The sequence below is a fragment of the Nocardioides coralli genome, from assembly GCF_019880385.1.
GTDB classification, from domain to species: Bacteria; Actinomycetota; Actinomycetes; order Propionibacteriales; family Nocardioidaceae; genus Nocardioides; species Nocardioides coralli.
The window spans coordinates 3,107,036-3,126,218 of sequence record NZ_CP082273.1; the positions used below are offsets into that span (position 1 = coordinate 3,107,036).

At 71.6% G+C, this 19,183-nt stretch carries 23 protein-coding genes; 9 read left to right on the forward strand and 14 right to left on the reverse strand.

Annotated elements, in window-relative coordinates; translation table 11 throughout:
- Nucleotides 1–102: 102 nt before the first annotated feature.
- On the forward strand, nt 103–528 hold the full coding sequence (locus K6T13_RS15320) for an Hsp20/alpha crystallin family protein (RefSeq protein WP_222895400.1): 426 nt from the start codon (nt 103–105) through the stop codon (nt 526–528).
- 119 nt (nt 529–647) lie between these two features.
- Here the strand turns inward: K6T13_RS15320 and K6T13_RS15325 are convergent, their stop codons facing one another.
- A complete protein-coding gene (locus tag K6T13_RS15325) occupies nt 648–920 on the reverse strand; it encodes a MoaD/ThiS family protein (protein WP_222895401.1) in 273 nt (90 codons plus the stop codon).
- Nucleotides 921–968: 48 nt separating this feature from the next.
- On the opposite strand from K6T13_RS15325, the gene K6T13_RS15330 reads away from it, so the two are divergent.
- The 3 genes from K6T13_RS15330 (at nt 969) to K6T13_RS15340 (ending at nt 3,690) form a co-directional block, all read left to right on the forward strand.
- Nucleotides 969–1,700 (forward strand): response regulator transcription factor, encoded by a 732-nt coding sequence (locus K6T13_RS15330; protein WP_222895402.1) that lies wholly within the window; start codon nt 969–971, stop codon nt 1,698–1,700.
- 78 nt (nt 1,701–1,778) lie between these two features.
- Entirely contained in the window at nt 1,779–2,603 is an 825-nt protein-coding gene (mshD, locus tag K6T13_RS15335; protein WP_222895403.1) for a mycothiol synthase, read from the forward strand.
- A 130-nt stretch (nt 2,604–2,733) separates the two neighbouring features.
- A complete protein-coding gene (locus K6T13_RS15340) occupies nt 2,734–3,690 on the forward strand; it encodes a hypothetical protein (protein ID WP_222895404.1) in 957 nt (318 codons plus the stop codon).
- Nucleotides 3,691–3,756: 66 nt separating this feature from the next.
- Here the strand turns inward: K6T13_RS15340 and ygfZ are convergent, their stop codons facing one another.
- Genes ygfZ through K6T13_RS15355 form a run of 3 tightly spaced genes read right to left on the reverse strand, consistent with a single transcriptional unit; the run spans nt 3,757 to nt 5,613 of the window.
- Nucleotides 3,757–4,686, reverse strand: coding sequence for a CAF17-like 4Fe-4S cluster assembly/insertion protein YgfZ (ygfZ, locus tag K6T13_RS15345; RefSeq protein ID WP_430228246.1), 930 nt, complete (start codon nt 4,684–4,686; stop codon nt 3,757–3,759).
- On the reverse strand, nt 4,683–5,099 hold the full coding sequence (locus K6T13_RS15350) for a Fur family transcriptional regulator (RefSeq protein WP_222895406.1): 417 nt from the start codon (nt 5,097–5,099) through the stop codon (nt 4,683–4,685). Before K6T13_RS15350 ends, ygfZ begins: the two co-directional genes overlap by 4 nt.
- Nucleotide 5,100: 1 nt before the next feature.
- Nucleotides 5,101–5,613 carry a heme-binding beta-barrel domain-containing protein gene (locus tag K6T13_RS15355; protein ID WP_222895407.1) on the reverse strand — a complete coding sequence of 171 codons (513 nt, stop codon included), beginning with the start codon at nt 5,611–5,613 and terminating at the stop codon, nt 5,101–5,103.
- Between the two features lie 23 nt (nt 5,614–5,636).
- Between K6T13_RS15355 and K6T13_RS15360 the strand changes: the two genes are divergently transcribed.
- Complete coding sequence (locus tag K6T13_RS15360; RefSeq protein WP_222895408.1) at nt 5,637–5,999, forward strand: DsrE family protein; 363 nt, start codon at nt 5,637–5,639, stop codon at nt 5,997–5,999.
- 16 nt (nt 6,000–6,015) lie between these two features.
- Here K6T13_RS15360 and K6T13_RS15365 read toward each other — a convergent pair whose 3' ends face one another.
- Nucleotides 6,016–6,867, reverse strand: coding sequence for a beta-keto acid cleavage family enzyme (locus K6T13_RS15365; protein ID WP_249423816.1), 852 nt, complete (start codon nt 6,865–6,867; stop codon nt 6,016–6,018).
- Between the two features lie 18 nt (nt 6,868–6,885).
- Here K6T13_RS15365 and dtd point away from each other — a divergent pair, with 18 nt between their 5' ends.
- The gene (dtd, locus tag K6T13_RS15370; RefSeq protein WP_222895409.1) at nt 6,886–7,311 is read left to right on the forward strand and encodes a D-aminoacyl-tRNA deacylase; all 426 of its coding nucleotides are present in this window, start codon (nt 6,886–6,888) and stop codon (nt 7,309–7,311) included.
- Here the strand turns inward: dtd and K6T13_RS15375 are convergent.
- Together K6T13_RS15375 and K6T13_RS15380 are read right to left on the reverse strand one after the other, a co-directional pair.
- On the reverse strand, nt 7,289–7,756 hold the full coding sequence (locus K6T13_RS15375; RefSeq protein ID WP_249423817.1) for a nitroreductase family deazaflavin-dependent oxidoreductase: 468 nt from the start codon (nt 7,754–7,756) through the stop codon (nt 7,289–7,291). The two genes, dtd and K6T13_RS15375, sit on opposite strands and share 23 nt — an antisense overlap.
- Entirely contained in the window at nt 7,756–8,802 is a 1,047-nt protein-coding gene (locus K6T13_RS15380; RefSeq protein ID WP_249423818.1) for an alpha/beta hydrolase, read from the reverse strand. Before K6T13_RS15380 ends, K6T13_RS15375 begins: the two co-directional genes overlap by 1 nt.
- 82 nt (nt 8,803–8,884) lie before the next feature.
- Here K6T13_RS15380 and K6T13_RS15385 point away from each other — a divergent pair, with 82 nt between their 5' ends.
- Both K6T13_RS15385 and K6T13_RS15390 read left to right on the forward strand, forming a co-directional pair.
- Entirely contained in the window at nt 8,885–10,966 is a 2,082-nt protein-coding gene (locus K6T13_RS15385) for an RNA degradosome polyphosphate kinase (RefSeq protein ID WP_222895411.1), read from the forward strand.
- A 210-nt stretch (nt 10,967–11,176) separates the two neighbouring features.
- Entirely contained in the window at nt 11,177–12,253 is a 1,077-nt protein-coding gene (locus tag K6T13_RS15390) for a hypothetical protein (protein ID WP_222895412.1), read from the forward strand.
- A gap of 147 nt (nt 12,254–12,400) precedes the next feature.
- Here the strand turns inward: K6T13_RS15390 and pstB are convergent, their stop codons facing one another.
- The 5 genes from pstB to K6T13_RS15415 form a co-directional block, all read right to left on the reverse strand.
- Nucleotides 12,401–13,171 (reverse strand): phosphate ABC transporter ATP-binding protein PstB, encoded by a 771-nt coding sequence (gene pstB / locus K6T13_RS15395; protein WP_222898326.1) that lies wholly within the window; start codon nt 13,169–13,171, stop codon nt 12,401–12,403.
- A 169-nt stretch (nt 13,172–13,340) separates the two neighbouring features.
- Nucleotides 13,341–14,243: a phosphate ABC transporter permease PstA gene (gene pstA, locus K6T13_RS15400; protein ID WP_222895413.1), complete on the reverse strand. Its 903-nt coding sequence runs from the start codon at nt 14,241–14,243 to the stop codon at nt 13,341–13,343.
- Nucleotides 14,243–15,097 (reverse strand): phosphate ABC transporter permease subunit PstC, encoded by an 855-nt coding sequence (gene pstC, locus K6T13_RS15405; protein WP_249423819.1) that lies wholly within the window; start codon nt 15,095–15,097, stop codon nt 14,243–14,245. Before pstC ends, pstA begins: the two co-directional genes overlap by 1 nt.
- A 122-nt stretch (nt 15,098–15,219) precedes the next feature.
- Nucleotides 15,220–16,173 carry a PstS family phosphate ABC transporter substrate-binding protein gene (locus K6T13_RS15410; RefSeq protein ID WP_249423820.1) on the reverse strand — a complete coding sequence of 318 codons (954 nt, stop codon included), beginning with the start codon at nt 16,171–16,173 and terminating at the stop codon, nt 15,220–15,222.
- A gap of 166 nt (nt 16,174–16,339) precedes the next feature.
- The gene (locus K6T13_RS15415) at nt 16,340–17,209 is read right to left on the reverse strand and encodes an NUDIX hydrolase (protein WP_222895415.1); all 870 of its coding nucleotides are present in this window, start codon (nt 17,207–17,209) and stop codon (nt 16,340–16,342) included.
- Nucleotides 17,210–17,251: 42 nt separating this feature from the next.
- On the opposite strand from K6T13_RS15415, the gene K6T13_RS15420 reads away from it, so the two are divergent.
- Nucleotides 17,252–18,301, forward strand: coding sequence for a hypothetical protein (locus K6T13_RS15420; RefSeq protein WP_222895416.1), 1,050 nt, complete (start codon nt 17,252–17,254; stop codon nt 18,299–18,301).
- Nucleotides 18,302–18,314: 13 nt separating this feature from the next.
- Here the strand turns inward: K6T13_RS15420 and K6T13_RS15425 are convergent, their stop codons facing one another.
- Together K6T13_RS15425 and K6T13_RS15430 are read right to left on the reverse strand one after the other, a co-directional pair.
- Entirely contained in the window at nt 18,315–18,476 is a 162-nt protein-coding gene (locus K6T13_RS15425; RefSeq protein WP_222895417.1) for a hypothetical protein, read from the reverse strand.
- Between the two features lie 159 nt (nt 18,477–18,635).
- Nucleotides 18,636–18,839: a cold-shock protein gene (locus K6T13_RS15430; protein ID WP_028650227.1), complete on the reverse strand. Its 204-nt coding sequence runs from the start codon at nt 18,837–18,839 to the stop codon at nt 18,636–18,638.
- Nucleotides 18,840–19,183: the final 344 nt, after the last annotated feature.

Below are 19,183 nucleotides of genomic sequence, written 5' to 3' on the forward strand. Positions count from 1 at the left end.
TACTTGAAATCTGCGATGGAGGGAATCTATAACTGTCATTGCAGGTTACACCTGTCGGACATCACCAACAACGACCGATCACGATCCGGAGGAGGACTTGTGATGTTGCTGCGTTCCACGGACCCGTTCCGTGACTTCGACCGTCTCACCCAGCAGCTCCTCGGCACCACGAACCGCCCCGCGGTGATGCCGATGGACGCCTGGCGCGAGGGAGACCACTTCGTCATCGAGTTCGACCTGCCCGGCGTCGCCCGGGACAGCATCGACCTCGACGTCGAGCGCAACGTGCTGACCGTGCGCGCCGAGCGGGTGCCCCGCAACGGCGACTGGGAGATGCTCGCGACCGAGCGGCCGCGGGGCGTCTTCAGCCGGCAGCTCGTGCTCGGCGACAACCTCGACCTCGACCGGATCGAGGCGGGCTACGACGGCGGCGTGCTCCGGCTGACCGTCCCGGTGGCCGAGAAGGCCAAGCCGCGCAAGATCGAGATCAGCGGGCAGTCCTCCGACCGGACCGCGATCGAGGCCTGACCCGGTCCGACCAGGCTGGTGCCTCCCCCGGTGGGGTGGGTAGTCCCTCACGAAACGGTCGCCGATCCGCGCGATAGCGAGCCATTTCGTTAGGGACTACCGCCCCCCGGGGGCTTCCCTCAGCCGCCGGCGAACGGCGGCAGGAACTCGACGGTCTCCCCCGGCTCGACCCACACCTGCGCCGGGTCGCGGGTGGTGACCGGCCGCTCACCCACGAGCACCGAGCACACCTCCAGCACGCCCGCGAGCCGGGTCTCTGGCCGCTCGGCCACCACCCGGCGTACGACGTCGGCGAGCGTGACCGGGCCCTCGACCGGCAGCCTCAGCTCGCCGGTGCCGGCCGCCGCGCGCGCGGCCGCCCAGAAATGGACGGTGATCTCGGGCTCGTTCATCGTTCACTATCCTTGCGCACGGGCCCGCAGACCGAGGGAGGCCGTGTGATGAGCCAGGTGCTGCTGCTGACGAGCTCGCTGCAACCCTCCGCCGACGTGCTGCCCTCCCTGGCGCTCCTCGCGCACCACGTGCGGATCCTGCCCGCCGAGGGCAGCGCCCTCCTCGACGCCCCCGAGTCCGACGTGATCCTCGTCGACGGCCGCCGCGAGCTCGCCCAGGCCCGCGACCTGTGCCGGCTGATCCGCACCACCGGCGTCGACGTACCGGTGCTGCTGGTGCTCACCGAGGGCGGTCTCGCCGCGGTGAGCCACGACTGGGGGATCGACGACGTGGTGCTCGACACCCTCGGCCCGGCCGAGCTCGAGGCGCGGCTCCGGCTGGCCACCGGCCGGCTCACCGCGCAGAAGGAGGCCGAGGACCCCGAGGCCCACGTCATCCGGTCCGGCGAGGTGGTCATCGACGAGGCGGCCTACACGGCCCGGCTCGGCAGCCGCGTGCTCGACCTGACCTTCAAGGAGTTCGAGCTGCTCAAGCACCTCGCCCAGCACCCCGGCCGGGTGTTCAGCCGCGACCAGCTGCTGCAGGAGGTGTGGGGCTACGACTACTTCGGCGGCACCCGCACCGTCGACGTCCACGTCCGCCGGCTGCGCGCCAAGCTCGGGCCCGAGCACGAGACGCTGATCGGCACGGTGCGCAACGTCGGCTACCGGTTCGTGCTCCCGGCGCGGTCCCCGGCGGCCACGGCCGAGGTCGAGGAGCGCGACTCCCAGGACGTGTGAGCGCCCCGCCGCGGCCGGCGGCGTGGGGTACCCCGGGGGGTGATCCGTTCGTCACCGGCACCGCATAACCTCGGGACCGTGGACGCCGACGGAGTGCGACTCATCGCCGACATCGCTGCCGACGCCGAGGCAGCAGACGGCACCTCCCCGCTCGACGAGGCGGCCTGGCTCGCGCTGCGACACCGCTCCGACGACCTCGAGGGGCACGTCACCGGCGACGGGTTCGTGCTGCTGATCGGCGACGAGCTGTCGCTGGTGGTGCGGCCCGGCGCGCGCGGCAAGGGCGTGGGCGGGTCGCTGCTGGAGGCGCTCCTGCCGGCGTACGACGGGGCACTGCGGGCCTGGTCCCACGTCGACCACCCCGCTGCCGCCCGGCTGGCCGAGCGCCACGGCTTCACGAAGGTGCGTGAGCTGTGGGTGATGCGACGGCGCGCCGCCGAGCCGGCCGGCGAGGTCTCCCTGCCCGAGGGGGTCGCGATCCGCGGCTACCACCAGCGCGACGAGGAGCAGCTGCTCCGCATCAACGCCGCCGCCTTCGCCACCCACCCCGAGCAGGGGAAGATGACCGCCGAGGACCTGGCCGAGCGCATGGCCGAGCCGTGGTTCGACCCCTCCGGGCTGTTGGTGGCCGTCGACGAGGGACGGCTGCTGGGCTTCCACTGGACCAAGGCCCACTCCGCCGAGGTCGGCGAGGTCTACGTCGTGGGGATCGACCCGTCCGCGCAGGGCATGGGCCTCGGGCGGGCCCTCACCCGCGCCGGGCTGGCCCACCTGGCCGAGCGCGGCATCACCGAGGTGCTGCTCTACGTCGAGGCCGACAACGCCCCGGCGATCCGGCTCTACCAGGGGCTGGGCTTCGTCCACGAGGCCCGCGACACCCACGTGATGTACCAGCGCGGCTGACCCCGTCCCGGGCCGGACGTCACGGCCGACGATCGGTGCCACGGGGTGGCGCGGATCGGCGGCTGTCCCGTCATCCACAGGCCGTGGCCGACCCCGTTGTGCCCGCCTCGCCGCCGCGGCAGGGTCAGGCATGGCCGTCCCCGCCGCGATCGCCGACCTGCTGGGCATCCAGTCCGGCGTGATCTCCCGCTCCCAGGCCCTCGACGCCGGCCTGCAGCCGCACGACCTCAGGCGGCTCGTGCGCCGGCGAGAGCTCTCGTCCGTCCACGCCGGCGTCTACCTCGACCACACCGGTCACCCCACCTGGCTCCAGCGCGCCTGGGCGGGAGTGCTGGCGACGGCGCCGGCCGCCCTGTCCCACGAGTCGGCGATCCGCGCCGTCTGCGGTCCGGGCCTCCGCGTCGCCGAGGACCGCATCATCCACGTGGCGGTCGCGCGCGAACGGCGCAGCCTGGTGGCGCCGCCGGGGGTCCGGATCCACCACCTGGCCGACCTCTCCAGCAAGACGCTCTGGCACGCCTCACCGCCCCGCGTGCGCATCGAGCAGGCAGCGCTCGACGTCGCCGCCGGGGCGCCGGACGAGCTGACGACCATCGCGCGGCTGGCGGACGTCGTCCAAGCGCGGCTGACCACGGCCGACCGGATCCGCACGGCCCTCGACGGCCGGACCCGGATCGCACGCCGGGACTTCATCGCCGGCGTCCTGGGCGACGTCGCGGCCGGCACCTGCTCGGTCCTCGAGCACGGCTACCTCAGTCGCGTCGAACGCCCGCACGGGCTGCCGGCGGCCGCACGCCAGTGTCGCGACTCGGCCCGCGGACCCGTCCTCCGCGACGTCAGGTACGCCGCGTACGCGCTCGATCTCGAGCTCGATGGTCGACTGTTCCACGACAACGCGCGAGCCCGCGACCTCGACCTGGATCGCGACCTGGCGTCGGCCGTGGCCGGGCGGCGGGCCGTGCGTCTGGGATGGGGACAGGTGTTCGGCCGACCGTGCCGCACGGCCGCCGCGGTCGGTCGGCTCCTGACCCGAGGAGGCTGGTGCGGCCAGGTGCGCGCCTGTCCCGCCTGCCGCGTGGCCGCGTGACGGACATGGCCGACGACCCGAGTCACCGGGCGGCCCGGAACGTCGGCGGTCCCGCGACCGCCCGGGTCAGCCGAGCTTGGGGCGGACGTGGAGCCCCACGTCGGGGTCGACCACAACCTCCTGGCCCGCCACGAGGCCGTCGGCCGTCAGCACCGCGTCGACCGGCACGTTGCGCTTGACCAGCGCCAGCGCGATCGGGCCGAGCTCGTGGTGGCGGGCGCTCGAGCCGACGAAGCCGACCACCTTCTCGCCGTTGAGCAGGTCGGCGCCGCGCTCGGGCAGCCGGTTCTCGGACCCGTCGAGGTGGAGCATGACCAGTCGGCGCGGTGGCCGGCCGAGCGTGTGGACGCGCGCGACCGTCTCCTGCCCGCGGTAGCAGCCCTTGTCGAGGTGGACCGCCGAGGGGATCCAGCCGGCCTCGTTGGGGATGGTCCGGTGGTCGGTGTCGAGCCCGAACCGCGCCTCGCCGCGGGCGATCCGCAGCGCCTCGAACGCCCAGATGCCGCAGGCCGGGCCCGCCGCCTCGGCGTACGCCGTCAACCGCTCGCGCGGCACGAGGTCGTAGCCCTTCGGCCGCCAGGTGACGGCGAGCTCGTCGGTGGCGTCGGTGACCTCGACGCGGGTCATGAACACCATTCGCTGCAGGAACTCCAGCAGCGGCTGCCCGGCGCCCGGCTCGGTGTGGAGGGTCGCGGTCTCGCCGTCGTCGATGATGGCGAAGGCGTGCTCCACGTGTCCCTGCGGGCTGAGCACGAGCGACCAGGTCCACTCCCCCGGCTGTACGGCGGTGAGTTGCTGGGTCGTCAGCGAGTGGAGCCACGTCAACCGGTCGGGGCCGGTGACCCGGACCACCTCGCGGTGCGAGAGGTCGACGAACCCGTCACCCGCCTCGAGGGTCCGCTGCTCGCGGTTGAACGAGCCGTAGTGGGCGGCGACACCCGCGTCGATCCCCTCGGCCGCGACGGCGTCGGGGAGGTCGAGCAAGGGACTGGTCAGCGGCACTTCTCACACCTTCCGAAGATCGTCAGGTGGCCGACGTCGATCGCGAACCGGTGGTCGGCCTCCAGGGTCTCTTGCAGCTCGGAGAGCACATCAGGATCAACGGAGAACACCTCCCGGCAATTCCGGCAGACCAGGTGGAAGTGCTCGTGGTCGGTGACGGAGTGGTAGGTCGGCGCGCGGTCGCTCAGGTGGGCGTGGCGGATCAGGCCGAGCTCCTCGAGGACCTCCAGGGTCCGGTAGACCGTGGAGGCGTTGACCGCCTCGGAGTGCCGGCGTACGTCGCGCAGCACCTCGTCGGGCGTGGCGTGACCCAGCCGCTCCACCGACGCCAGGATCAGCTCGCGCTGGGGCGTGAGCCGGTAGCCGCTGCCGCGGAGCCTCTCCCGCCAGTCGTCCCGGGTCGACACCTCACCCTCCGTCCGCCACTCGCCTCAGCTGCGCGTGGGTGTGCGGCTGCAGCGGGTGGCCCATCGCCTGCATGTCGAAGGCGTACATCAGGTCGCCGTTGACGTAGCCGTAGAGCCGCTTGCCGCCGGCGTACTCCTTGGCGGTGGCCGTGCGGCCCACGGCGTCGGTCACGATCTCGAACCGCGGCTGCTCGGCGTGGATCTCGCCCTGCCACACCTCCACGAAGCCGAGGTTGTGGGTGAGCACCATCTCGAGGGTGCCGTCCGGCTGCGGCCGGAGGAAGCCGGTCTCCTGCGCGGCCGGGCGGATCTCGTTGCCCTCGGCGTCGGTGACCCACGCGCGGCTGAAGTAGTGGATGAAGGGGCGGCCGTCCTGCTGGAAGATGACCTCCTGCCCGAACTGGAACGGCTCGATGCCGGGGTACTCACCGTGGCCGTTGCCCTGCCAGGTGCCGATGAGCCACGCCAGGCGGGCGCAGTTCTCGTGGATGTTCTGGGGGATCTCGAACGGCATGGCCACGAGTCTAGAGTCGGCGCATGTCTCGCTCACTGGTGGTGAAGGTGACCTGCGGTGCCAACGACCCCGAGCGCTGCAACCAGGCGTTCACGGTGGCCGCGTCCGCGCTCGCGTCAGGGGCCTCGGTCTCGCTCTGGCTGACCGGGGAAGCGGCGTGGTTCGCGGTACCGGGCAGGGCCGAGGAGTTCGACCTGCCGCTGGCGACCCCGCTCGCGGACCTGCGCGACGCGGTCCTCGCGGGCGGGTCGGTGACCCTCTGCTCGCAGTGCGCCGCGCGCCGCGACATCGGCGAGGACGGCGTGCTCGACGGCGTACGGATCGCCGGGGCGGCCGTGTTCGCCGAGGCCGTGCTCGAGGACGGGGTCCAGGCGCTCGTCTACTGACGGGGCGGGTGCCGCCTCAGCTCCCGGCGCGCGTCCCGAGCAGCACCCGCGCCTCGTCGGGGGTCATCGGCGTGCGCTGCGCGAGCGCCCCGAGCGCCGCGGCGCGCTCGACCAGCTGCCGGTTGTGCTCGACGGGTACGCCGCGGGCGAGGGTCAGCACGTCCTCCATCCCGACCCGCAGGTGGCCGCCCTTGCTCAGCGCGACCAGCGCCACCGCGAGCGTGGAGCGGCCGATGCCGGTGGCCGACCACGAGGTGACCGCAGCCGGCAGGTCGCGGACCGCGGCGACCAGCGCGTCGGCGGTGCCGTTCATGCCGCCCGGCACCCCCATCACCAGGTCGCAGTGCACCCGGCCGCCGTAGGGCAGACCGAACTTGTCGAGCAGCCGCGCCAGCGCGTGGACCTGCCCGAGGTCGAAGAGCTCGAACTCCGGCACCACCTGCCGCTCCTGCGAGAGCTGGTAGAGCTCGCACACGAACGGCCACGGGTTGGAGAACACGTCGTCACCGAAGTTGGTGGTGCCCATGGTCAGCGAGCAGGAGTCCGGCTCGGCGTCGAGCACCCGCAGCCGGTCCTCGAGGGGGTCGTGCACCGAGCCGCCGGTGGAGAGCTGCACCACCATCGAGGAGGCCGACCGCACGGCCGCCACCCACTCGCGCAGCAGGCCCAGGTCGAGCGTCGGGCGGTGGTCGGCGTCACGGACGTGGATGTGGATCATCGCCGCCCCCGCGGCCTCGCACTCCGCCGCCGTCGTGGCGATCTCCTCCGGCGTCGTCGGCAGCTGGGGGCAGTCCGCCTTGGCGGTCTCCGCCCCCGTCGGGGCGACCGTGATCAGGAGGCGGTCGGCAGGCAGGTCGGGCTGGCTCACGGCTGGGAGACTAGCGCCATGCGAGCGGTGGTCCAGCGGGTGCTGTCGGCGTCGGTCACCGTGGACGGCGAGGTCGTCGGCGCCATCGACGGTCCCGGGCTGCTGGTCTACCTCGGCGTCACCCACGACGACGGCCCGGCCGAGATCGCGTGGACGGCCCGCAAGGTGTGGGACCTGCGGCTGCTCCGTGAGGAGAAGTCGGCCTCCGAGGTCGATGCGCCGGTGCTCGTGGTCAGCCAGTTCACGCTCTACGGCGACGCGCGAAAGGGTCGCCGGCCGACGTGGCAGGCCGCCGCACCCGGGCCGGTCAGCGAACCGGCGTACGACGCCTTCTGCGACGAGCTCGAACGGCTCGGCGCGACGGTGGCGCGCGGCCGGTTCGGGGCCGACATGCGGGTGGCGTCGGTCAACGACGGACCGGTCACGGTCTGGCTGGAGCGCTGAGCACCAGCTCGACGACCGGCAGGTGGTCGGCGGGCCCGCCCGCCGCCTCGATGGCGGCCCGGAGGGTGCGCCACGCCCGCGGGTGGGCCTCCCGGTAGCGCTCCAGCACCGCCGAGGCCTCGGCGTCACCCAGCACCCGCGCGGTCGCCGGGCGGCGACGCAGCCGGCCGACGCTCACGAAGCAGGTGGGGTCGGCCCGCAGGTTGCGGTACCACTGCGCCCGCTCGCCGAGGCCGCTCGCGACGACGACCCGTGTCGCCTCGGGGCGTTCGACCACCTCGAGGCACGCGTAGCGGGCCTCGCCCGTGCGGCGGCCGCGGTGCTCGAGCATCATCAGCCGGGGCCCGAGCAGCCACCCGAGGCCGTGCCGGTAGAGCGGCACGGGCGCCCGGGCCAGCGCCGGCGTCCGCAGCACCAGCGCGCCCAGGGCGGCCAGGCCTCGCATCAGCCCGGCGAGCGCTCCGCGGCCGTGGTCAGTCCGGTGCGCAGCGCCGCCGCGATCTCCTCGTTGGCCGCCCGGGCGGAGCGACCGACCCCGACGACGTTGAAGAAGCTGTGGATCTGGTCCTCGAAGCGGCGTACCTCGGTCGGCACCCCCGCCTCCTCCAGCCGCGCTGCGTAGGCCTCGCCCTCGTCGCGCAGCGGGTCGAACCCCGCCGTCGCGACGTACGCCGGCGCGAGCCCGGCCGGCAGGTCGGCGAGCAGCGGCGAGGCGCGCGGGTCGGTGCGGTCGGCGGGGCTGTTCAGGTAGCAGCGCTCCGCGAGGTCGGAGAACTCCTCGGTCAGGTAGAAGCCGGCGGCGAACGTGCGCCGGCTCTCGGTGTCGCCGCGCAGGTCGGTCACCGGGTAGACGAGCAGCTGGAAGGCGAGCGGGAGACCCTCACGGGCGGCGGCGATGGCGGTGGTGGCAGCAAGGCAGCCGCCGGCGGAGTCACCCCCGACCGCCAGCCGATCGGCGTCGGCACCGAGCTCCGCGACGTGCTCCACCACCCAGCGGTAGGCCGCGACGCAGTCGTCGTGGGCGGCGGGGAAGGTGTGCTCGGGGGCGAGCCGGTAGTCGACCGCCAGCACCCGGACCCCCGCGCGGCGAGTCAGGAAGCGGCAGGCGGCGTCGTGGGAGTCGAGGTCGCCGTAGACGAACCCGCCGCCGTGGAAGAAGACCAGCAGCGGGCCGGGCGACACCGCGTGCTCCGGCGTGTAGAGGCGGCCGGGCAGGTCCCCGACGCGGACGTCCCTCACCGACCCCACGGACTGGTGGCCGCCGACCAGGCGCGCCTGCCGGCGTACGACGTCGCGGGCGCGGTCGAGGGGCAGCGTCTCGGCCCCGGGAATCCGGGCCAGCCGCTGGAGCCACAACAGCCACTGCCACTCCGTCGACAGCGTCAGCCCGTCGCGCACCACGGGCCGGCCGAGCAGCCGCCGCTGCACCTGCTCGGGCAGCGCCAAAGCCCCAGCCACGGACAGCCGCTCCAGCCGCTCGAGGATCCTCACGTCCCCGAACCTACCGCCGGCCGGCCGCCGCGGATCCCGGAGGCCGTACCGGGCGTTCACCTCGTGGTGGGAGACTCGGGCCATGACGACCGAGGCCGCCCCGGACACCCACGAGGCAGCGCTGGAGGAGATCGCCAAGCACGAGGACCGGTTCCTCGACCGCGAGATCTCCTGGCTCCACTTCAACGAGCGGGTCCTCGAGCTGGCCGAGGACCCCCAGGTGCCGCTGCTCGAGCGGGTCCGGTTCGCCGCGATCTTCGCCAGCAACCTCGACGAGTTCTTCATGGTCCGCGTGGCCGGGCTCAAGCGCCGGATGGCCGCGGGCGTCGCCGTCCGCGCCGCGTCCGGGCTGCTGCCCCGTGAGGTGCTGGAGGCGATCTGGGAGGAGACGCGCCGGTTGGCGCCGCGCCACGCCTCGCTCTTCAGCGAGCGGATCGTGCCCGAGCTGGCCGACCACGGCATCCAGCTGGTGCGTTGGCCCGACCTCGAGCGCGACGAGCAGCGTCACTGCAAGAGGTTCTTCAAGGACCGCGTGTTCCCGGTGCTGACGCCGCTGGCCGTCGACCCGGCCCACCCGTTCCCCTACATCTCCGGGCTGTCCCTCAACCTCGCGGTGCTGGTCCGCAACCCGCAGACCGACAAGGAGCACTTCGCCCGGGTGAAGGTGCCGCCCAACTTCGGTCGCTTCGTCGAGCTGGGCAACGACCGGTTCGTGCCGCTCGAGGACGTGATCCGCGAGCACCTCAAGAAGCTCTTCCCCGGCATGGAGGTGCTGCAGGTTCACACCTTCCGGGTCACCCGCAACGAGGACCTCGAGGTCGAGGAGGACGACGCCGAGAACCTGCTCGCGGCGCTCGAGAAGGAGCTGCTGCGCCGCCGGTTCGGGCCCCCCGTGCGGCTCGAGGTCGAGGAGTCGATGACGCCCGACGTGCTCGAGCTGCTGACCTCCGAGCTGGGCGTCACCGAGGAGGAGGTCTTCACCCTGCCGGGGCCGCTCGACCTGTCCGGGCTGCACGGGATCGCCGACCTCGCACGGGAGGAGCTGAAGTTCCCGGCTTTCATCCCGACCACCCACCGCCACCTGGCGGAGGTGGAGACGGCGACGCCGGTCGACGTGTTCAAGGCCGTGCGCCGCCACGACGTGCTGCTCCACCACCCCTACGACTCGTTCGCGACCAGCGTCCAGCGGCTCGTCGAGCAGGCCGCCGCCGACCCGCACGTGCTGGCGATCAAGCAGACGCTCTACCGCACCTCGGGCGACTCCCCGATCATCGACGCCCTCATCGACGCCGCCGAGGCCGGCAAGCAGGTGCTGGTGATCGTGGAGATCAAGGCGCGCTTCGACGAGCAGGCCAACATCCGTTGGGCCCGCAAGCTGGAGCAAGCGGGCTGCCACGTGGTCTACGGGCAGGTCGGGCTCAAGACCCACTGCAAGCTGGCGATGGTGGTGCGCGACGAGCCGGAGGGCATCCGGCGCTACGTCCACATCGGCACCGGCAACTACAACGGCAAGACCGCCCGCCACTACGAGGACCTGGGACTGATCACGACCAACGAGGCGATCTGCGAGGACGTCGCCCACCTGTTCAACAACCTCTCCGGCTACTCCCGCAACGCGTCGTACGCCGGCGTGCTGGTCGCCCCCGGCTCGGTCCGGTCGGGGCTGGTGGAGCGGATCCACGGCGAGATCGAGAACGCGCGCTCGGGGCTGCCGGCGGCCATCCGGATGAAGGCCAACTCGGTGGTGGACGAGGCAGTCATCGACGCGCTCTACCTCGCCTCCCGTGAGGGGGTGCGGGTCGAGGCGCTGATCCGCGGGATCAGCGCGCTGCGGCCCGGCGTCCCCGGGCTGTCGGAGAACGTCACGGTGCGCTCGATCCTCGGGCGGTTCCTCGAGCACAGCCGGATCTTCTGGTTCGAGAACGGCGGCGAGCCGACCGCCTGGATCGGCTCCGCCGACCTGATGCACCGCAACCTCGACCGGCGCGTCGAGGTGCTGGTCCAGGTCGCGGGCCAGGACGAGGTCGCCGAGCTCGGCAAGCTCCTCGACGTCGCCTTCGACGACGACACGGCCGCCTGGATCCTGCAGCCCGACGGCCGCTGGCAGCGCAACGCCGGCACCGTGCACCTGCACGACGTGCTCATCGAGAGGCAACGTCGCTAGCCGGCTGGCCCGCCGACCTGGCCCGTCGACCCTGGTCCGCTGAGTGGGATAGTCCCTAACGAAAGGGCTGGCTCACGGCCCAAAACACAGCCATTTCGTGAGGGACTACCTCGCTCGGGGCGAGCCCACCGGCGGCACCACCGACCGCACCCCCCAGCCCCCTGTGGATGAGGGGCGCCCAGGCTCCCCGGGACCGGTGAGCATGTCGGGGTGTTCCACCCACCTCCGTTCCACCCGAACCGGCCCGGGCTCGTGGCTCCGGTCCGCATCGACCCGGCCGGCCTGGCGGGGCCGACCAGAGGCCAGGCACGGGGGCCGAGGTGGCGGGCCAGCGCCCACGGCTGGTACGTCCCGGCGTACCTCGACCCCACCGTCGTCGAGCAGCGCATCGTGGAGGCTGCGGCCTGTCTGCTGCCGTACGGCGGCGTCACCGGCTGGGCAGCCCTCCGCTGGCAGCACGCGCCGTGGTTCGACGGACTCGGCGCCGACGGGGTGACTCCACGGCCGGTGACTCTCGCCACCGGGATGTTCCACGGTCGCTCGCAACCGGGGATCACCATGAGCGAGGAACGGTGTCGGCCGGAGGACCTCACCGAGGTCGACGGGCTGCGCGTCACCACGGCGGTGCGTTCGGCGACCTTCGAGATGCGGTACGCCGCGGACGAACGGTCAGCTGCGGTGGTCCTCGACATGGCGGCGTACTCCGACCTCGTGAGCATCTCGGAAGCGGCCGCGTTCGCCGACGAGCTCAACGGGTGGACCGGGATCCCCCAGTGCCGGGCCGCCCTGCCGCTGGCCGACGAGAACAGCTGGTCGGTCCGCGAGTCCCTGATGCGGCTCGTGTGGGAGGTCGACGCCGGCAAGCCCCGGCCCCTCACGAACCGACCCGTCTTCGACCGGGCCGGCCGACTCCTCGGAGTTCCCGACCTGCTCGATCCCGTGGCGGGAGTCGTCGGCGAGTACGACGGGGCGGTCCACCTCGCCGGGCGACAGCGGGCCAGGGACGTCCGGCGGGAGCACCTGTTCCGGTCGGTCGGGCTCGAGTACGTGGTGATGCTGGCACCCGACTTCAGCGACATCGACGGGTTCGTCTCCCGCCTGCACGCGACGTACGCCCGCGCCGCGCACGCAGCGGAGAGCACGCGCGCCTGGACCATCGAGCCACCGCCGTGGTGGACGCCCACGGTGACGGTGGACCAACGCCGGGCGCTCGACCCGAGTATGCGCTCGCGGCTGCTCCGCCACCGGTTGCGGACCGGTGGGCTCCCCGGCACCCCGCGTAGGTGACGCCGTCCGTCCGACGCCCTTGCACACCCCGGGGGGTGGGGTAGTCCCTAACGAAAGGGCTGAGAAAGTGCCCGTTCGGCAGCCCCTTCGTTAGGGACTACCGACCCTGCGGCCCGGGCCCGACCCCGGGGTCCCCCGGGCCCCCGGTCACCCGAAACGGCCGGAGATGTAGTCCTCGGTCCGCTTGTCGTTGGGGTTGGTGAAGATCCGGCTGGTGAGGTCGTACTCGACCAGGAGACCGGTGCGGTTGCCGGTGGTCTCGTCGGGGCGGGCGGTGAAGAACGCCGTCCGGTCGGAGACGCGCGCGGCCTGCTGCATGTTGTGGGTCACGATGATGATCGTGAACTCCTCGCGCAGCCCCACCATCAGGTCCTCGATGCGCGAGGTCGCGATCGGGTCGAGGGCCGAGCAGGGCTCGTCCATGAGGATCACGTCGGGCTTGGTGGCGATGGTCCGCGCGATGCAGAGCCGCTGCTGCTGACCGCCGGACAGCCCGTACGCCGAGTCCTTCAGCTTGTCCTTGACCTCGTCCCACAGCGCGGCGCCGCGCAGCGCCTCCTCGACCGTGTCGTCCATGTTGTCGACCTTCATGCCGATGACCCGGGGGCCGTAGGCGATGTTGTCGTAGATCGACTTCGGGAACGGGTTCGGCTTCTGGAACACCATGCCGATGTGGGTGCGCACGGCGATCGGGTCGACGCCGCGGCCGTAGATGTTCTGCCCGTGGTAGAGGATGTCGCCCTCGACGCGCGCGCCCGCCACCAGGTCGTTCATCCGGTTCAGGCAGCGCAGCACGGTCGACTTGCCGCAGCCCGACGGGCCGATCAGCGCGGTGATCTCGTTCTTGCCGAACGACAGGTTCACGTCGTGCACGGCGTGGAAGTCGCCGTAGTAGACGTTGAGCCCGAAGGCCTCCATCACGGGGTCCGGCGGGGCGTCGGGCAGCTCGCGCTCGGCCGAGCCCGGAGCGGCGAGGCCGCTCACGCTGCCGGCCGTGTCGTCCACGGTCCCGGTGGTGTCGCGGTCGGCGGTCGTCACGGCGCTGTCCTCACGGGTCGAGAAGGTGTGCGGGTGTGTGGCCATGGTCTCACCACGTCCTCTGGAACTTGTTGCGGATGAAAATTGCGAGCGCGTTCATCCCGAGAATCATCACCAGCAGCACGATGATGGCAGCGGCCGCGGCGGTCTGGAACTCCTCCTGCGACCGCGACGTCTGGTTGTAGATCTGCATCGGCAGGGCCGTGAACTGGCTGAGGAAGCCGTTGGGGTCGAACCGGATGCCGACGGCCACACCGAGCAACAGCAGCGGCGCCGCCTCACCGATGGCGCGCGACAGCCCGAGGATGGTGCCGGTCGCGATGCCGGGTACGGCGGAGGGCAGGGTCTGACGCCAGGTGGTCTGCCACACCGTGGCCCCCAGCGCGAGCGATCCGAACCGGATCTCGTTGGGCACCGCCCGGACGGCCTCGCGCGTGGTGATGATGACGACCGGCAGGATCAGCAGCGCCAGGGCGAGCGAGCCGCCGAGCACGATCCCCGTCTCCTGGAAGCCCAGCAGCGCCATCGCCGCGACGGCCAGCAGCCCGTAGACGACCGCGGGTACGGCGGCGAGGTTCTGCAGGTTGAGCTCGATCAGCCGGTTGTACCAGCGGTTCCGGTCGGCGAACTCCTCGAGGTAGAGCGCCGAGGCGATGCCTAGCGGCACCGAGAGCAGCGCCGTGCCGAGCATCAGCCACATCGAGCCGAGGATGCCGGCCCGGAAGCCCGTCGACTCCGGCCGCAGCGAGGAGAGGTAGTTGGAGAACAGGGCGCCGTCCATGCGTGCGGCGCCGTCGAGCGCCGTGGACACGATGAGCACGAGCAGCACCGTCACCCCGAAGAACAGGGACGCCCACAGCGCGATGAGGAAGGCCATGGATCCGGGGGTGCGGTCGCGGCTGCGCCCGGTCGCGATGGCGCCGGGGCGTGTGGTGGCTACAGCAGTGGCCATCAGTACTCCTGGCGGAAGCGTCGGACCAGGCTGATGCTGACCATGTTGATCACGAGGGTGATCGCGAACAGCAGCAGCCCGATGGCGAACAGGGTGTTGTACTCGAGCGACCCCACGGGGTTCTCACCGCCGGCGGTGGTCGCCATGTAGCCCGTCATGGCCTGCATGCCGTCCCGCGGGTCGGCGCTCATGTTGGGCAGCGACCCCGAGGCGAGGGTGACGATCATGGTCTCCCCCACGGCGCGCGACAGACCGAGCACGATCGCGGCCGCGATGCCGGAGAGCGCGGCCGGGAACACCACGCGGAGCGTGGTCTGCATCTTGTTGGCGCCCATCGCGAGCGAGCCCTGCCGCAGTGCCAGCGGTACGGCGCTCATCGCGTCCTCCGAGAGCGACGCCACGGTCGGCACGATCATGACGCCCAGGACGAGGCCGGCGGCGAGGGCGTTGGTGAACCCGACGTCCAGCGCCAGCAGGTCCTGCAGCAGCCACGGGGTGATCACCGTCAGGGCGAAGAACCCGTAGACGACGGAGGGCACACCGGCCAGCAGCTCGAGCACCGGCTTGAAGATCTTGCGGGTACGGGCGGAGGCGTACTCCGAGAGGTACATCGCCGCGCCCAGGCCCACGGGCACCGACACCAGCAGGGCGATGAGCGTGATCAGGAACGTCGCCTTGACCAGCGGCACGGCGCCGAACTCGCCGCGCCGGGGCGCCCAGTCGGTGCCGATGAGGAAGTCGATGATCGAGGCCTCGGCGAAGAAGTCCAGGCTCGGCCGCAGCAGGGTGACGACGATGCCGATGGTCGTCAGGATCGAGATCATCGCGGCGACGAAGAGGACCGCCTTGATCACGGTCTCGCCGGGGCGGGAGCGCCCCTTCAGGGATCGGGGAGCGGACCGCAGGCCCGCCCCGGGGGGCGGGCCTGCGGCACCAGAGGTAGTCGTAGTCATGCAGCGCTTTCTTGTGGCTTCGTTCAGCCGGAGATGCCCTCGAGGCTCGACTGCGTGTCAGCGTACTGCTCGTCGTTCAGCGGGATGAACTGCGCCGCCTCGGCGAGCTCGGCCAGGTTCTCGATGTAGAAGTCGACGTACGTCGAGGTGGCCTCGTTCTCGGTGTACTTGGCGTTGTTCACGTAGATGAACAGCGGCCGCGAGAGCGGGGTGTAGGTGCCGTCGGCAGCGGTCTCCGGGGACGGCTCCACGCACCCGTCGCCGTTGTCGATCTGGAGCGCCTTGAGCTGCTCGGCGTTCTGCTCGTAGTAGGTGTAGCCGAAGTAGCCGGTCGCGCCCTGGGTGCCCGCGACACCGGAGACCAGCTGGTTGTCGTCCTCGGAGGACTCGTAGTCGTCACGGGTCGACTCGGACTCGTCGCCGATCACGTCGGCCGCCATGTAGTCATAGGTTCCGGAGTCGGTGCCGGGACCGAAGAGCGAGATCTCCTGGTCGGGGAAGCTCGGGTCGAGGTCCTGCCAGTTGTCGACCTTCGAGTCCGGTCCCCACAGCTTCTTCACCTGGTCGACGGTCAGGCAGTCGACGTCGAGGTCGGGGTGGACCACCATGGTCAACGCGTCGGTGGCGACCTGGAGCTCGGTGTACTCGATCCCCTGCTTCTCGCACACCTCGACCTCGTCCTCCTCGATCGGGCGCGAGGCGTCGGAGACGTCGGTCTGGCCCTGGCAGAAGACCTCGAAGCCGCCACCGGTGCCGGCCTCGCCGACGGTGACGCGGATGTCGGGGTTCTCCTCGGCGAGCAGCTCGGCGGCCGCGTCGCTCAGGGGAAAGACGGTGGAGCTGCCGTCGACGGCGACCGAGCCGCTGACGCCCCCAGCGCCACCAGCACCGGTCTGGCCCCCACCGCAGGCGGTGAGGAGCAGCCCGAGGGCCGCGATGCCGGGCACGAGCGCCCGGCGCATGGACGTGGTCTTCACTTCGGTCTCCTGAAGTATCAGTCGGGTCTGACAGCGGCGACGCTAGGGAGCCGAGGTTGCAGGACCCGTGGCGACAGGTGAACGGGTGGTGAACGAGACCGGGCGATTCGGCCACAAACGGCCGAGCGTGAGACCACCGTCACGTGAACGGGCCCGCGCGAGGTGCTCAGGGCCGCTCGTGGACCTCGGTCGCCACCACCGTCCCCTTGCGGTGGTGGACCACGACCATCCCGCCCGGGTCGAGGGGGCGGTCGGGCAGGGCGAGGGCGTCGAACACCGCGGGCAGCACCGGCCGGTGGGTGCAGATGACCGCGCTGTCGTGGCCGGCGAGCAGGTCGTCGGCGGCGGTCACCACCGACTCTGCCGACGCGCCCTCCTCGCTGATGCCGTCCAGCTCCTCGACCTTCCAGCCGGACGCGTCGGCGTAGGGCCGCACGGTGTCGACGCAGCGGGCCGCCGGCGAGCTGACCACCCGGGTGGCGTCGTACGCCGACAGCAGCGGCACCAGGCGGCTGGCCTGGCCGTGGCCGAGCGAGATGAGTGGTCGGGCGAGATCGTCCTTCTTCCTGCCCCACCCCTTGCGCGAGCGGGCCTTGGCGTGCCGCAGCACGACCAGCGCCCGCGTCCGCTTCCGCAGCCGCTTGGCCTCCACCAGGGTGTTGCGGTCCCGGGCGTAGCTGAGCCGGTGGAGCGCCTGGTCGTAGGGGAGCCACACGACCTCGTCGATCTCGTCGTTGACGCGGTAGCCCGACACGTCGTGGTCGTCGACCGGCCAGGCGACCCAGTAGTGGACCACCTTGTGCCGGTCACCGCCCATGGGGTAGCGCTGGCTGGCCAGCGGCGGCCCGAGCCTGACGTGGAGGCCGGTCTCCTCGGCCGCCTCGCGGACCGCGGCCACGGGAGCCAGCTCGCCGCGGTCGAGCTTGCCCTTGGGGAAGGACCAGTCGTCGTAGCGGGGACGGTGGACCAGCAGCACCTGGCGGCCTGGGCGGAAGGTGACGACGCCGGCGGCGACCACGTCCCTGGCAGACGGCATGGGGCTAGTCTCACACCACTTCGAGCCGGACAGGAGGGTTGGGTGCGCAACCGCTGGTGGGCCGTCGTCGCCGTGGTCGCCGTCCTCGCCCTGCTCGCCGGCGTGGCGTGGTGGTGGCGCACCCTGCAGCAGAACGACTTCCAGCGGGCGATCTCCTGGGCCCCGCCCGACGCGCAGCGGCTGACCTTCACCGACTGGGGCGACGTACGCCGCGAGCTCGGCGTCGAGATCGCAGCCGACGCCCCCAGTGGCGAGGTGTCGGCGTTCATGACCCGCGCGTTCGATCGCGACCTGTCGTCGATGTCGGCGCTGCCGGAGTCGACGGAGGTGATGCACGAGCGGTTCGGCTTCTCCCCCGCCACGCTGGACTGGGAGCTGCTGAGCCAGTCGCAGGACGGCGCCGTGGTCGTGATGCGGGTCGTCGAGGGCACCGACTTCGAGGAGCTGGCCGACCGGCTGGAGGGGTTGGGCTACCAGCGGCCGGAGGATGAGGACGGGGTGTGGGTCGGCGGCATCGACCTGCTGCCCCGGATCGGGACCCTCACCCCGGAGCTGCAGTTCCTCGCCCTCGACGAGGGTCAGCGGGTCGTCGTCTCCTCCGACACCCAGGGCTACCTCGAGCAGGCGCTGCCCGCCGTGACCGGCGGCGAGGGTGGTCTGGACGGACTCGACGAGGTCGTGGACGCCTCGGGCGAGCCACTCGCGGCGGCGGTCTTCGACGGAGAGGTCGTCTGCGGACGGCTGGCGATGGGCTCGGCCGGCGACTCCGACCAGGACCAGGCCGACCAGCTGATCGCGGCCGCGGGGAGGGTCGACCCGCTGACGGGGTTCGCGATGTCGGCCCAGCCCGGTGGCGGCGTACGGGTGGCGATGTCGTTCGAGAGCGACGAGCAGGCCCGCGCCAACGCCGACTCGCGGGCCCGGCTGGCGAGCGGGCCGGCACCGGGCCAGGGGGGCGACTTCGCAGACCGGTTCACGCTGGGCCGGGTCACGGCCGAGGGATCCGTGGTGACGATGCGGCTGGACCCGCTGGCCGGGAGCTACGTGCTGTCGGACCTGTCGAGCGGCCCGGTGCTCTTCGCGACCTGCTGAGTCTGGAGCCGAGTCAGGTGCGTTCGGTGTGGGGCGTGACGCCGAGGATGCGGTCGATCTCCTCGGGCGTGAGGTGATCCTCCGACTCGCTCGCGGCGATGATCAGAGTGGTGGTCAGTTCGACCTCGCCGAGGAGGTCGGCGTCCTCGAGGGACACGTCGAACTGGTCGTGCACCGAAATGATTCCTCCCACCCCCGTGTCTTGCTGCTGCTCCCACTGTCAACGATGCCCGGTCGGTCTGACAGCCAAACGCGGAATGGATGAAAAATCCCTGAAAAAGACGAGGCCCCACCCGAGCGGGTGGGGCCTCGTCGAAGCCTGATCAGGTGCTGATCAGAGGGGGCGGACGTTCTCAGCCTGGGGACCCTTGGGGCCCTGGGTGACGTCGAACTCCACCTTCTGGTTCTCGTCCAGGGACTTGTAGCCCTGGCTCTGGATGGCCGAGTAGTGCACGAAGACGTCGTCGCCGCCGTCCTCCTGCGCGATGAAGCCGAAACCCTTCTCGGCGTTGAACCACTTCACGGTGCCCTGAGCCATTGTGCTCGTTACTCCTTCGTCGGGGCGAGAGCCGCCACTTCGACGGCCCACACCAGGTGCGGTGACACGTCGCTCCGACTTGCGTGACTGGAAGGCACACCCGAAGAAACGCCGTTGGCTCACAAACTCCGCGGGCGTCAGACCTGCTGGAACTTGCACCTGTTGCGGCCCTGACACTACCAACCTCGGCGCACAAGGGAAGATTCGGAGCGGCGTTTTCTCCGCAGACGGAGACGAACGTCCGGTGGCCAGTCGGTGAGGTCGTCGCTGCAGAGACCTGCGTTGCAGAGACCTGAAGCAACACCGGCCGTCACTCCTGCGCGCGGGGCCTCGTTGGCCCTCAC